Below are 12,617 nucleotides of genomic sequence, written 5' to 3' on the forward strand. Positions count from 1 at the left end.
CGGCGTGTCCGGGGCGCCGGAGCGGCGGGCAGCGGCCGTTGTCCCTGCGGCCCGCCCGCACCGGCTACGCCGTCTGCCGTGCGGCCGCCCGCCCCGCCGCACGGCCCGAGAAGAGGCAGCCGCCGAGGAAGGTGCCCTCCAGGGCGTTGTAGCCGTGGACGCCTCCGCCTCCGAAGCCCGCGACCTCGCCGGCCGCGTACAACCCCTCGACCGGCCTGCCCCCGCCGTCCAGCGCGCGGGAGTCGAGGTCGGTCTGGATGCCGCCGAGGGTCTTGCGGGTGAGGATGTGCAGCTTGACGCCGATCAGCGGGCCGGCCGCGGGGTCGAGAATGCGGTGCGGGGTGGCGACGCGGCCGAGACGGTCGCCTATGTAGCGGCGGGCGTTGCGGATGCCCTGCACCTGGGCGTCCTTGCTGAAGGAGTGGCCGAGCTGCCGGTCGCGGGCCTCGATCTGGCTCCGGACGGCGGCCGCGTCGAGGAGCGGCTTGTCGGTGAGGGCGTTCATCCGCTCGACGAGCTGCTCCAGGGTCGGGGCGGTCACGAAGTCCGCGCCCTCACGCAGGAAGGCGTCGACCGGGCCGGGGGCGCCCTTGCCCAGGACGCGTTCGCGCAGGAACCCGGTCCGGTCCTTGGCGGTGATGTCGGGGTTCTGTTCGGAGCCCGAGAGCGCGAACTCCTTCTCGATGATCTTCCGGGTGAGGATGAACCAGGAATGGTCGTGGCCGGCGATGTCCTCGGTGGTGCGCAGGTGCTTGAGCGTGCCCAGGGTGTCGTAGCCGGGGAGGCAGGGCTCGGGCAGCCGGCGGCCGAGGGCGTCGAACCACATCGAGGACGGGCCGGGCAGGATGCGGATGCCGTGGCCGTGCCAGACCGGGTCCCAGTTCCGTATGCCCTCGGTGTAGTGCCACATCCGGTCCCGGTTGACCAGTCGCGCGCCCGCGCGCTCGCTGATGCCGAGCATCCGCCCGTCCACGTGGGCGGGGACCCCCGTGACCATCTCGCGGGGCGGGGTGCCGAGCCGCTCGGGCCAGTGCCGGCGGACGATGTCGTGGTCGGCGCCGATGCCGCCGCTGGTGACGATCACGGCCTGGGCGGTGAGCTCGAAGTCACCGATCGCCTCGCGGCTGGAAGCGACGCCGCGCGGGGCGTCGTCCGGGGCCAGGACGACGCCCCGCACTCCGCTCACGGCGCCGTCCCGGACGACCAGTTCGTCGACCCGGTGCCGGTGGTGGAAGGTGAGCAGACCGTCGCGCGAGGCCTGCCGGGCGTGGCCGACGAAGGGTTCGACGACGCCGGTCCCGGTGCCCCAGGCGATGTGGAAGCGGGGCACGCTGTTGCCGTGCCCGTCCGCGCGGAGGTCACCGCGTTCGGCCCAGCCGACGGTGGGCAGGAAGGAGATGCCGTGCCCGGTCAGCCAGGACCGCTTCTCCCCCGCCGCCCACTCGACGTAGGCGCGCGCCCAGCGCACCGCCCAGGTGTCCTCGTCCTCGAGCCGGTCGAATCCGGCGCTGCCCTGCCAGTCGCTCCAGGCGAGCTCGAAGGAGTCCTTGACGCCGAGGCGCCGCTGCTCCGGGGAGCCGACGAGGAACAGCCCGCCGAAGGACCAGAAGGCCTGTCCGCCGAGGTTGGCGGCGTTCTCCTGGTCGACGAGGGCGACTCTGCGGCCCCGGCTGGTCAGTTCGTGGGCCGCGACCAGGCCCGCGAGACCCGCTCCGACGATGACGACATCGGCATCCATGGCGAGAAGTCCCTTCCTCATCCGCGTCGGTGCGCGGCCGGTTCGGCGCTGCCGTCGGTCAGCAACGCGGTCAGCAGTTGTTTCAGCCAGGCGCGGGCGCGCTCGACGTCCCCGTCCAGCAGCAGTTGGGTGGTGACTCCGTCGTACGCGGCGACCACGGCGTGCGCGGCACCCTCGGCGGTGCCGAGAACGGCGGGCAGTTCGGTGTGGCCGCGGGCCCGGCCCAGGTGGTCCGCGATGGCGCCGCGCAGCCTGGCGCGGTGTTCCAGCAGGGCGCGGGAGATCTCCGGGTCACGGGCGGCACGTACGAGGAAGTCGGTCTTCACCAGCAGCCAGTCCCGGTCGAGCAGCAGTACCTCGGTGACGCGGTCCACGGCCGCGGGCACGTCGAGGTCGGGTCCGCCCACGGCGAGGGCACCGGAGACCTGCTCGGCGATCAGCTCGGCGCGCTCCGCGTACAGGGCGAAGAACAACCCGTCCAGGGTGGCGAAGTTCGAGTAGAAGGCGCCCCTGCTGTATCCGGCGGCCTCGCAGACCTCCTCGATGGAGACGTGCCCGAAGCCCTTGGCCGCGAACACGGCGAACGCCGCCCGGAGAAGGTCGGCGCGCGTGCGGACGCGGCGTCTGGTCACCCGCCCGGCCCCGCGCCCCGTGCTGCCGTCCCCGGTCACCCCGTCACCTCCGTTCGATACGTGAACGTATCCGATACACTGGTGTATCCATAGCCCTCGGCGACGGGAACTTCCCGATCCCGGCCGAGCACGCGATGCGCAGGCCCCGCCTGCCCCTGCCGGAAGCCTGTCGTCCTCCCGCTCCGCTCCCCCACACCGGGCCGCACACCTGCGGGGAGGGCCGATGCGCGCAGACTCCGGGCGACCGGTCGGCGGCGGTCAAGTACACCGTGATCGTGGTCTCCTCACCGGCGGTCATTTACACCGTCCATGAGTGCGGGGTGCGCAGAACCCGGGCGACGCGCTTCCTGTTCGGGATGCGCACCGCGTCCCCGGCCCGTCCCGTACCGGCTGCGACACGAACGGAACCGCCCCCTGGCACGACGTCCTGATCTGCTTTCCTGGTGGCTTCCGGCAGGGACGACGGACTCGGAGCGATCATGCGCGCAGAGGTACGGCAGGTGGCCGACGGCACCCACCTGGTGCACGGCTCCCACACCAACTGGGTGATCCTCCAGGAGGGGGGCGCCGTCACACTGATCGACACCGGGTACCCCGGTGACCGCGAGCAGCTCCTCGCCTCCCTCGCGGAGGTGGGCGGTTCACCGGAATCGGTCGCGGCCGTCCTCATCACCCACGCCCACACCGACCATCTGGGCTCCGCCGAGTACCTGCGGGCAACGTACGGCACGCCCGTGTACACGCACGAGGCCGAAGTCCCCCACGCCCGAAGGGACTTCCTCCAGCAGGTGACCGTCGGACAGGTCCTGCGCAACAGCTGGCGGCCGGGTGTGCTGCCCTGGGCACTGCACGTGCTGCGCTCCGGCGGCACGGCACACGTACCGGTCACCGCCCCCGAGCCGTTCCCTCGGTCCGGCCCGCTGGACCTGCCCGGCCGGCCGGTGCCCGTGCACACGCCCGGCCACACCGACGGGCACTGCGTCTTCCATCTCCCGCACCTCGGGGTGGTGGTGTCCGGCGACGCCCTGGTGAGCGCCCATCCCACGTCCCGGCTCGACGGACCGCAGCTGCTGCCCCGCATGTTCCACCACGAGCGGGCCACCGCCCTCGGCTCGCTGGACATCCTGGCCGGGCTGGCGGGCGACCTGACGCTGCCCGGACACGGCCCCGTGCACCGGGGATCCCTGAAGGGTGCGGCGGAGCTGGCCCGCGAACGCGCGCAATAGGGTGAGCGGACGACCACCGGTGTGATCACCACTCCGGAGACGGCCGCCCGCGAGACGAGGACACCCGATCCATGGCCCTGCAGATCAGCGCGACCAACCCGGAGCATCCCGCGCTCCTGCTGGAACTGCCCTGGCACCTGCCGCTCCAGGAATGGCCCGAGCAGTACCTGGTACCGCTGCCGCGCGGCATCTCCCGGCACGTGGTGCGCTACGCCCGCGCCGGCGACGAGGTGATCGCCGTCAAGGAACTCGCCCGGCGGCCCGCACTGCGCGAATACGAGCTGCTGCGCGACCTGGACCGGATCGGCATCCCCGCGGTGGACCCGCTCGCCGTGGTCACCGGCCGCGCGGGCACCGACGGGGAGCCGTTGGAGAGCGTGCTGATCACCCGGCATCTCGGCGGGTCGATGCCGTACCGGTCGATGTTCGAGACGACGCTGCGCCCGGCGACCATGCACCGGCTGATGGACGCACTCGCCGTGCTCCTGGTGCGGCTGCATCTCGCCGGGTTCGCATGGGGCGACTGCTCGCTGTCCAACACTCTGTTCAGACGGGACGCGGGTGCCTACGCCGCCTATCTGGTGGACGCCGAGACCGGTGAGCTGCACCCGGAACTGAGCCCCGGCCAGCGCGCGTACGACCTGGACCTCGCCCGCGTGAACATCAGCGGCGAACTGCTCGACCTGGAGGCCTCCGGAGCGCTGCACCCGTCCGTGGACCCCATCGAGTTCGGCACCGAGATCTGCGCCCGCTACGAAGGTCTCTGGCTGGAGCTGACCCGTACCTCCGTCTACCCGGCGGGCAAGTACCACTACATCGAGCGCCGGATCCGCCGGCTGAACGATCTGGGTTTCGACGTGGCCGAGATGCAGATCGAGCACGCCTCCAACGGCGACACGGTCACCTTCGTGCCGAAGGTCGTCGACGCCGGGCACCACCAGCGCCAGTTGCTGCGCCTGACCGGACTCGACGCCGAGGAGAACCAGGCCAGGCGGCTGCTGAACGACCTGGAGAGCTGGATGGCCACCCAGGACGACCACACCCCCGACGGCGCGCTGCCCGGCGCCCGCCCGGAGGTCCTCGCCCACCGCTGGGTGCGGGAGGTGTTCCGCCCGACCGTGCGTGCCGTGCCGCCCGGACTGCGCGGCGCGATGGACCAGGCGGAGATCTACCACGAACTCCTCGAGCACCGCTGGTACCTGTCCGAGCGGGCCCAGCACGACATCGGTCTCGACACGGTGGTCGAGGACTACATCAGGAACATCCTGCCCGAGGCCCGGGAGACGCTGCGGCCCACGACCGACTGAACCGGGCGGGGCGGCGGCCGGGGCACCGGCGTGGCAGCCACGCCGGGGTCCCGGCGCCCGGGGCCGGCCGGGTCAGTCGTGCGGCACCACCGCCACAGGGCAGTCCGCGTGGTGCAGGACGCCGTGTGCGACCGAGCCGATCCGGGCCCCGACGGCACTGCGGCGCGCGCGGCGGCCGACGACCATCAGCTGGGCCGTGCCGGACACCGACAGCAGCACCTGCCCGGCGCTGCCCATCTCCACCTGCTCGACGACGCGCACCTGCGGATAGCGCTCCCGCAGCGGCGCGAGAGCGTCCGACAGGGACTTCTGCTCGTACGGCTCCAGGCCCCCGGCCTCGTCCATGAGGCGCAGCGTGTCGGGGCTGTAGGCGAACATCGGCGGCAGGGTCCAGGCGCGTACGGCGCGCAGGGTGGCACCCCGCGCGGCGGCGGCCTCGAAGGCGAATTCCAGCGCGGCGGCGCTGTCCTCCGGGTCGCCCTGCTGGCCGACGACGATCTCCCGCCCGGCGACCTCGCCGGACGGCGTGTCCTCGGCCCGCACGAACACCACCGGCCGCCGGGCCCCGACGATCACCTGCTGGCCGACCGAGCCGACCAGGAAGCCCATGATCCGCCCGTGCCCGCGGGAGCCGAGCACCAGCATCTCGGCGTCCGCCGCGGCGCCGGTCAGGACCTCGACGGCGTCCCCCTCCAGGACATCGGTGGTCACCGCGAGAGCGGGGTGCCGTCCGGTGACCTGGCGGACCGACTCGGTCACCGCGTCGCGCACCCACCGCTCCTGGGTGGCGGCGTCGCCGGCGTCGACCGCCTCGTGCGTCTGGAAGCGCCAGGCGTGCACCACCCGCAGCGGGCGCCCCCGGCGGACCGCTTCCCTCGCCGCCCAGGCCAGTCCGGCGAGGCTCTCCCCGGTTCCGTCGACCCCTGCCGTGATCGGGCGCGTCATGCGGTTCCTCCTGTGTCGTGTCCACTACGCACGCTCCAGTCTTCCTTAACCCTCCCGCATGACCTCGACCTGGGATCAGGTAGTGCGGGATGTCCGTGTACGGGCACACCGGCGCCGTCCAGGGCTACTACACCTCTGCGTTCACCTCGAAGGACGGCGGGCGCAGCCTCACCGCGCTCGCCACCACCTCGCACAACGCCCCGGTGATGAACACGATGCTGGGCACGCTGGAGTCCGCCTTCTGCGGCAAGGGGACGGCGGTCCGACGGGGCTCAGCCGCGGCACGGTGGCACGGTGGCACGAGGACAGCATGACGGGAACGCGACCGGGGGGAGCGGAACACACGGGGACGGGGGGCTCGCCCGGCTGACCGCTCCGGGAACCCGCGCCCGCCGCCGGCCGTTGTCCGGACACCCCCACCGGTCCGTGACCCCGACGGACCGCTGACGGCTGACGACGGCAGGGCGGCGTGTTGACATTCTCCCCCTCCTGAAGGAGGGGGATTCCTACGGCTCGCGCCGTGGGGTTTTCTGCTTCGTCGCCGACTGCCCGCCCGGAGAACTCCGTTGAGGTCTTACACCAGCTCCACAGACTGTCACCGAGAGCCCCTCGGCCAGCACATTCTTCGCTGCGTTCACGTCCCGGTCGTGGGTCGTGCCGCAGTCACACGTCCACTCGCGGACGTTCAGTGGCATCTTGCCCCGCAACGTGCCGCACGCGGAGCACAGCTTGGAGGAGGGGAACCAGCGGTCGATGGCAACCAGGTCCCTTCCGTACCAGGCGCACTTGTACTCCAGCATGCCGCGCATCGTGGTCCAGGCCGCATCCGAGATGGCGCGGGCCAGGGAATGGTTCCTGACCATGTTGCGTACGGTCAGATCCTCGATCACGATCGTTTGGTTTTCACGAACGAGACGAGTGGTCAGCTTGTGCAGGACGTCGCGCCTGCGGTCGGCAATGCGGGCATGGACCTTCGCGACCTTACGCCGGGCCTTCGCCCGGTTCGCTCCGTCACCCCTGGCCTTCCTCGCCAGCACCCGTTGGGCCCTGGCAAGACGGGCGCGGTCCTTGCGCTCGAACTTGGAGTTGGTGACCTTCTCCCCGGTGGAGAGCGTCACCAGGCTGGTGATCCCGGCGTCGATCCCGACAGCGTTCGCGGTCTCGGGCATCGGTGCGGGGATGTCGTCACACAGCATCGAGACGAACCAGCGCCCGGCCGCGTCCTGCGACACGGTCACGGTGGACGGCGTCGTACCTTCGGGAAGGGGACGGGACCAGACGATGTCGAGCGGTTCACGCATCTTGGCAAGGGTCAGCCTGCCGTCACGGAAGCGGAAACCGCTGGTGGTGTACTCGGCAGACTTCCGCGACTTCTTACGAGACTTGAAGGTCGGGTACTTGGCCCGCTTCTGCCAGAAGTTCCCGAACGCGCCTTGCAGATGCCGCAGCGTCTGCTGCAACGGCACCGACGACACCTCGGACAGGAAAGCCAGTTCCTCGGACTTCTTCCACGAGGTGAGCATCGCGGAGGTGGCGTTGTAGTTGACCCGCTCCTGACGGAGCGTCCACGCCTCGGACCGTGCGGCGAGCGCCAGGTTGTAGACCTTGCGAACGCACCCGAACGTGCGCGACAGCTCCGCTGCCTGCGCGTCGGTCGGGTAGAAGCGGTACTTGAACGCCCGCTTCACCTGGCTCGTGACCATGCTCACAAACTAGCCGGGCCTCGACTTAAGATCAAACCTGCGGGTCACAGCACTGCAATCCGCCCCGGCGGCGAATCCCAGCTCGTTGCCCTGCTCCGCAGGAGCTGTGTTTCCTCCCCGAGCTAAAGCACGGGGTATCCACACAGGAGGAAGAGATGAGCGAGTTGGTCCCCGGCGGCAATCTGGCCCTTCCTGGCGGCGCGGTGACCGTCCGGGTGCCGGGCCCCTACGACGTGTCCGCGCTGATCACGGACGACGGCGGAAAGGTCGGGGACGACGCCGACTTCGTGTTCTTCAACCAGCCCTTTGCCCCCGGCGCCCGTCTGCACGGCGACACGCTCACCGTCGACCCTGACTCCCTGCGTCCCGGCGCCGTCCGGGTCACGGTGGCCGTCAGTGCCGCCGACCCCGCCGTCCCGCTGGGCGACCTGCCTCCTCCCGTCCTCCGGGTCACCGACGCCGGCGGGCGCTTCCTCGCCCGCTTCTCACCGGCGCGCCCCGGGCAGGAGTCGGTGCTGCTCCTCGCGGAGATCTACCGGCGCGGCGAGGGCTGGAAGCTGCGCGCCCTCGGCCAGGGGTACGCCGACGGACTGGCCGGTCTGGCCCGGGACTTCGGCGTCGACGTGCTCGACGAGACGGAGCCCGGCACGGCCGGGGTTCCGGCTGCGGCGGCGCTGTCGGCCGTCCCCGACCCGGCAGGCTACCTCGGTCCGGTCAACTCCGCTCGGGCCGAAGCCGGTTCGCCTCCGGTCGCACTCGACGCGCGGTTGATGTCGGCGGCCCGTGCCCACGCCGAGGCCATGGCGGCACAGCGGCACCTCGCCGTCGAGAGCCGGGACGGTGTCTCCGTCCATCAGCGGCTCGCCGCCGCCGGATACGCGTATCTCACCGTCGGCGAGCATCTGGTGTCCGGTCCGCGCACCCCCGCCGAGTTCGTCGCCCACTGTCTGAGCAACGAGCCGTCCCGGCGTACCCTGCACGGTCCCGCCTTCACCCACACCGGCCTGGCGCACGCGGGCGGCGACGTCGGTGACGTCTACTGGACGGCGCTGTGGGCCGTCCCGCTCACCCCGGCCGGCCTGACCCGGACGGTGAAGGACGTGGCCGACCGCACCAACCGGGAGCGCGTCCGGGCCGGACTGCCGCCACTGGCCGTCGATCCGCTCCTCGTCACCGCCGCACAGGCGCACAGCGCCGACATGGTGGCCCGCGACTTCTACTCCCATACCGCTCCCGACGGGAGCCGGCCCTGGGACCGGGCCGCCGCAGCGGGTTCGGCGCGCCGGACCATCGGCGAGAACATAGCCTGCGGCCAGCGCTCGGCCGCCGAGGTGGTGGAGGGGTGGATGAACAGTCCCGGCCACCGCGCCAACATCCTCAAGCCCGGCTTCACCCACATCGGCGTCGGCTTCGCGGGCGGTGGCCGCGCCGGCACGTACTGGACCCAGCTCTTCGGCGCTTACGACTTGGTACGCGATAGCCGGGGCCATCAGAGCGATTCGATGGGCCCTGGCGATCCTGCGAGACTGCTGACATGACTGGCATGATCGTGGTCGGCGACTACGACCCCCGATGGCCCGAGCGGTTTGAGGACCTGCGGCAGCGGCTTGCACCTCACGTCGCGGACCTGGCTGTATCCATCGAGCATGTCGGAAGCACAGCCGTGCCCGGATGTGCCGCCAAGCCGATCATCGACCTCGACATTGTGGTGGCCGAGGACGCCACCATGCCCGCGCTGATCTCCCGGCTCACCGAGCAGGGCTACCGGCACGAAGGCGATCTGGGGATTCCGGGGCGGGAGGCCTTTCAAGCCCCTCCTGCGGCTCCCGAACATCACCTGTATAGCGTGGTCACAGGCTCCAGACCCCACCTTGATCACGTCTTACTCCGTGACTACCTACGTCAGCGGCCCGATGAAGTCCGGCGCTACAGCGCGTTGAAGGTGGCCCTCGCACAGCGGTTCCGCGCCGACTGCCAGGGCAGACGGGACTACTCGAGGGCGAAGAGCGTTCTGGTAGAGGAACTGGTCGCGAAGTCCTACGTCGCTCGGGCCGCCGGAGAACCGTGACGTGACGGTGGCCGCACGGGTTGGTGATGTCGTGACGCATTACCGAACCCGTGCGGCCTTGTCTCATCCTGCCTTCTGCGGCCTTGAGCGTGCACATCTCGGCGTTCTGATCGAGGAGTTGGCCGACCCCTGGCTGGGGCGGTGTGAGTCCGAGTTGCGTGAGCGTCGTGGCGGAGAGCGCAAGCGGGCCGCCGGAGCCGGGCCGGATCACAAGCTGGTCTTCACCGACAGGGTCCTGGTCACCGTGGTCCACCTGCGTCTGCAGCTGCCGCACGCGGCACTGGCCGAGCTCTACGGCGTCTCCCGCCCAACCGTCACCCGCGCCATCCACGAGATCCGCCCGCTGCTGGCTGTCCGCGGCTTCGCCGTCCCCGACCGGCCCGGCATCCGCCTGCGCACCCTGGCCGATGTCTTCGCCTACGCCGAGACCGAGGGTGTCGAGCTGCGCATCGACGGCACCGAGACCCAGGTCCGCCGCCCCCAGGCCGGCCGCCCCGGCCGCAAGGCGTTCGTCTCAGGCAAGAAGAAGCAGAACACCGCCAAGACCACCACCATCAGCGACGGCTCGGGACGCCTGCTGTGGTCCGGGGCCGACCGGCCCGGCAGAATGCATGACCAGACCGCGATGCGCACCGAAGGCATCGCCGAGCAGCTGTGTCTGCATCCGCAGGTCAAGGCGAAGGTCGACGAGGGATACCGGGGCCTGGCCAACGACTTCCCCAACCAGGTACAGGCACCGCCACGCAAGCCGAAGGACAAAGTACCGCTGGGCGAGAACTACGCCTGGCGCGAGGCGCGCCGACGGCAGTCCTCCGCGCGGATCTGCGTGGAGCACACCATCGGCGAGGAGAAGAAGTGGCGGCCGCTCCAGCGGTACCTCGGCCGGCGCGAGTCCTACGCCGAAACCCACGCCGCCATCGCCGGACTGGTCTCCGACCGCGCGGCCCGCAGGCCCACCCGGCGGCACACGAGCACCGAACTCGTGCTCGCCCGGAAGGCCGACTGCTAATCACCCACCAGCCGACCCGCCAGGTCAGCACGCCCTGACCTCAATCGCGTACCGAGTCGTTAGGGCCTCCCGTCCGGGGCATGCCGGACTCGCGGCGTCGGGCCTGCTGCGGGCGGAGGCCCTCCGTCGTGCGACCGGGCCTTGGCGGAAGCGGCCCTTCCGGGCGAGGATGCCCGCATGAAGGGTGATCTGTTTTCCAGCCGGCACATGGTGCAGCCCGCCTCGGCTCCGGGCATGACGGTCGAGAACGCCAAATGCATCCGCTACGTGGTCAACGGCGAGATGCACGCCCGGCAGGGCGCGATGATCGCCTACCGTGGCGGGCTCCAGTTCGAGCGCAAGGGCCAGGGCGTGGGCGGCATGCTCAAGCGCGCGGTGACCGGCGAGGGGCTGCCGTTGATGGCGGTGCGGGGGCAGGGCGAGGCCTGGTTCGCGCACGAGGCGCAGAACTGCTTCATCGTCCAGGTCGACTCCGGCGACGAGTTCACCGTCAACGGCCGCAACGTCCTGTGCTTCGACTCCACGCTGTCGTACCGCATCTCGACCGTGAAGGGCGCCGGCATCACCGGCGGCGGCCTGTTCAACAGTGTCTTCACGGGGCACGGCCTCCTGGGTCTGGTGTGCGAGGGCGACCCGCTGGTCCTCCCGGTGTCTCCGCAGTACCCGGTCCACGTCGACACGGACGCGATCGTCGGCTGGACGGCAGGGCTGTCGACCTCCCTGCACCGCTCGCAGTCGCTCGGTTCGATGCTGCGCGGGGGTTCGGGCGAGGCGGTGCAACTGGTGCTGCAGGGCGAGGGGTACGTCATCGTGCGGCCCAGCGAGGCCACTCCGGTGAAGGCGCAGCAGCACTGAGGTCCGTCCCGGCCGCCCGTTCCGGCTCCGGGCGCGGCCGTGCCCCGGGGGAACCGTGTTGACCCCGGTGGTCCGGCCGGGTCAGGGTTCGTTTCGGTGCGGATCATGTCCCCCGTGCCAGGGAGGGTGGTTGTGGTGATCGGGATGGCGGAGATCGAGGCCGCGGCCGGGCGGATCGCCGGGCACGTGGTGCGGACGCCGACGGTGCCGAGCCCCGGGCTGTCGGCGCTGCTGGGCGCCCCGGTGACGGTGAAGCTGGAACTGTTGCAGCGCACCGGCTCGTTCAAGGCACGCGGTGCGGTGGCGAAGCTGCTGTCGCTGAGCGAGGCGGAGCGGGCCGCCGGGGTCGTGGCGGTGAGCGGCGGCAATCACGGTATCGCCGTCGCGGTCATGGCCGCCGCCCTCGACGTCAAGTCCACGGTGGTGATGCCGAGGTCGGCGCCCGCGCGGTCGGTGGAGGTCGCGGAGACCGCCGGCGCGTCGGTGCGGCTGGCCGACGACATGGACGGCGCGTTCGCGCTGACGGCGCGGCTCCGGCAGGAGGGGCTGACCCTCGTCCACCCCTTCGACGACCCGGTGGTGATCGCCGGACAGGGCACGGTGGGGCTGGAGTTCGCCGATGACGCCGGTGACCTGACCGATGTCCTGGTGAGCATCGGGGGCGGCGGGCTGATCTCCGGTGTGGCGGCGGCGCTGCGGGCCCGGCGGCCCGGGATCCGGATCTGGGGTGTGGAGACGGAGGGCGCCCAGGCGATGTCCGAGGCCCTCGCGGCGGGCGGACCGGTGCCGGTCGGGCTGTCCTCGATCGTGACCACCCTCAGCGCCCCGGCCGTGTCGCAATTGACGTACGAGCATGTGGCGGCGCTGGTCACCGAGGTGCTGGTGGTGCCCGACCGGGAGGCCGTGCGGGGTTCGCTCGACCTGGCGGACCATGCCAAGGTGTGGACCGAGCCGGCCGCGGGCTGTCTGCTGCCCGCCGCGCGAGGGGTGCTGGAGCGGGTCGGCGAGGGGGCCAGGCTCGGGCTGGTGGTGTGCGGGGGCAATGCGACCACCGGTGACATGATCGCCTGGGCCTCCCGCTTCGGGCTGCGCTGAGCCTCCCGGCCGGGCCGCCCGTGAAGCCCTGTCCATGAC

The 12,617-nt window shown here is 71.4% G+C and carries 11 protein-coding genes and 1 pseudogene; 8 read left to right on the forward strand and 4 right to left on the reverse strand.

Annotation, left to right across the window (positions count from 1 at the left end; translation table 11 throughout):
* Positions 1 to 64 precede the first annotated feature (64 nt).
* Positions 65 to 1,738 (reverse strand): FAD-binding dehydrogenase, encoded by a 1,674-nt coding sequence (locus V4Y04_RS01590; RefSeq protein ID WP_332425264.1) that lies wholly within the window; start codon positions 1,736 to 1,738, stop codon positions 65 to 67.
* A gap of 17 nt (positions 1,739 to 1,755) precedes the next feature.
* A complete protein-coding gene (locus V4Y04_RS01595; RefSeq protein WP_332425266.1) occupies positions 1,756 to 2,370 on the reverse strand; it encodes a TetR/AcrR family transcriptional regulator in 615 nt (204 codons plus the stop codon).
* A 479-nt stretch (positions 2,371 to 2,849) separates the two neighbouring features.
* Here V4Y04_RS01595 and V4Y04_RS01600 point away from each other — a divergent pair, with 479 nt between their 5' ends.
* The gene (locus V4Y04_RS01600) at positions 2,850 to 3,596 is read left to right on the forward strand and encodes an MBL fold metallo-hydrolase (RefSeq protein ID WP_332432669.1); all 747 of its coding nucleotides are present in this window, start codon (positions 2,850 to 2,852) and stop codon (positions 3,594 to 3,596) included.
* A 71-nt stretch (positions 3,597 to 3,667) separates the two neighbouring features.
* Positions 3,668 to 4,903: a DUF4032 domain-containing protein gene (locus V4Y04_RS01605; RefSeq protein ID WP_332425268.1), complete on the forward strand. Its 1,236-nt coding sequence runs from the start codon at positions 3,668 to 3,670 to the stop codon at positions 4,901 to 4,903.
* Between the two features lie 72 nt (positions 4,904 to 4,975).
* Here V4Y04_RS01605 and V4Y04_RS01610 read toward each other — a convergent pair whose 3' ends face one another.
* Positions 4,976 to 5,848 (reverse strand): universal stress protein, encoded by an 873-nt coding sequence (locus V4Y04_RS01610; protein ID WP_332425269.1) that lies wholly within the window; start codon positions 5,846 to 5,848, stop codon positions 4,976 to 4,978.
* An 83-nt stretch (positions 5,849 to 5,931) separates the two neighbouring features.
* Between V4Y04_RS01610 and V4Y04_RS01615 the strand changes: the two are divergent.
* Positions 5,932 to 6,162, forward strand: a pseudogene (locus tag V4Y04_RS01615) (peptidase M15); the annotation flags it as partial.
* Positions 6,163 to 6,354: 192 nt separating this feature from the next.
* Here the strand turns inward: V4Y04_RS01615 and V4Y04_RS01620 are convergent.
* Positions 6,355 to 7,551: an RNA-guided endonuclease InsQ/TnpB family protein gene (locus tag V4Y04_RS01620; RefSeq protein WP_332425270.1), complete on the reverse strand. Its 1,197-nt coding sequence runs from the start codon at positions 7,549 to 7,551 to the stop codon at positions 6,355 to 6,357.
* Positions 7,552 to 7,706: 155 nt separating this feature from the next.
* On the opposite strand from V4Y04_RS01620, the gene V4Y04_RS01625 reads away from it, so the two are divergent.
* The 5 genes from V4Y04_RS01625 to V4Y04_RS01645 all read left to right on the forward strand — a co-directional run bounded on the left by V4Y04_RS01625 (position 7,707) and on the right by V4Y04_RS01645 (position 12,578).
* Positions 7,707 to 9,089, forward strand: coding sequence for a CAP domain-containing protein (locus V4Y04_RS01625; protein WP_332425271.1), 1,383 nt, complete (start codon positions 7,707 to 7,709; stop codon positions 9,087 to 9,089).
* The gene (locus V4Y04_RS01630) at positions 9,086 to 9,619 is read left to right on the forward strand and encodes a GrpB family protein (RefSeq protein ID WP_332425272.1); all 534 of its coding nucleotides are present in this window, start codon (positions 9,086 to 9,088) and stop codon (positions 9,617 to 9,619) included. The genes V4Y04_RS01625 and V4Y04_RS01630 overlap by 4 nt, the downstream gene beginning before the upstream one ends.
* A 58-nt stretch (positions 9,620 to 9,677) precedes the next feature.
* Positions 9,678 to 10,628, forward strand: a complete 951-nt coding sequence (locus tag V4Y04_RS01635) for a transposase family protein (protein ID WP_332425274.1) — start codon at positions 9,678 to 9,680, stop codon at positions 10,626 to 10,628.
* Positions 10,629 to 10,805: 177 nt separating this feature from the next.
* Entirely contained in the window at positions 10,806 to 11,483 is a 678-nt protein-coding gene (locus tag V4Y04_RS01640; protein ID WP_332425276.1) for an AIM24 family protein, read from the forward strand.
* A gap of 135 nt (positions 11,484 to 11,618) precedes the next feature.
* The gene (locus tag V4Y04_RS01645; protein WP_332432670.1) at positions 11,619 to 12,578 is read left to right on the forward strand and encodes a threonine/serine dehydratase; all 960 of its coding nucleotides are present in this window, start codon (positions 11,619 to 11,621) and stop codon (positions 12,576 to 12,578) included.
* Positions 12,579 to 12,617: the final 39 nt, after the last annotated feature.

It is taken from the genome of Streptomyces sp. P9-A2 (genome assembly GCF_036634175.1).
Lineage (GTDB): Bacteria > Actinomycetota > Actinomycetes > Streptomycetales > Streptomycetaceae > Streptomyces > Streptomyces pratens.

What these genes read in the sequence shown, in the direction of transcription:
- V4Y04_RS01605 (WP_332425268.1), top strand. Translation starts at nt 3,668, where the DNA reads ATGGCCCTGCAGATCAGCGCGACCAACCCGGAGCATCCCGCGCTCCTG.
- V4Y04_RS01590 (WP_332425264.1), bottom strand. Translation starts at nt 1,738, where the DNA reads ATGGATGCCGATGTCGTCATCGTCGGAGCGGGTCTCGCGGGCCTGGTC.
- V4Y04_RS01600 (WP_332432669.1), top strand. Translation starts at nt 2,850, where the DNA reads ATGCGCGCAGAGGTACGGCAGGTGGCCGACGGCACCCACCTGGTGCAC.
- V4Y04_RS01610 (WP_332425269.1), bottom strand. Translation starts at nt 5,848, where the DNA reads ATGACGCGCCCGATCACGGCAGGGGTCGACGGAACCGGGGAGAGCCTC.
- V4Y04_RS01625 (WP_332425271.1), top strand. Translation starts at nt 7,707, where the DNA reads ATGAGCGAGTTGGTCCCCGGCGGCAATCTGGCCCTTCCTGGCGGCGCG.
- V4Y04_RS01620 (WP_332425270.1), bottom strand. Translation starts at nt 7,551, where the DNA reads ATGGTCACGAGCCAGGTGAAGCGGGCGTTCAAGTACCGCTTCTACCCG.
- V4Y04_RS01630 (WP_332425272.1), top strand. Translation starts at nt 9,086, where the DNA reads ATGACTGGCATGATCGTGGTCGGCGACTACGACCCCCGATGGCCCGAG.
- V4Y04_RS01640 (WP_332425276.1), top strand. Translation starts at nt 10,806, where the DNA reads ATGAAGGGTGATCTGTTTTCCAGCCGGCACATGGTGCAGCCCGCCTCG.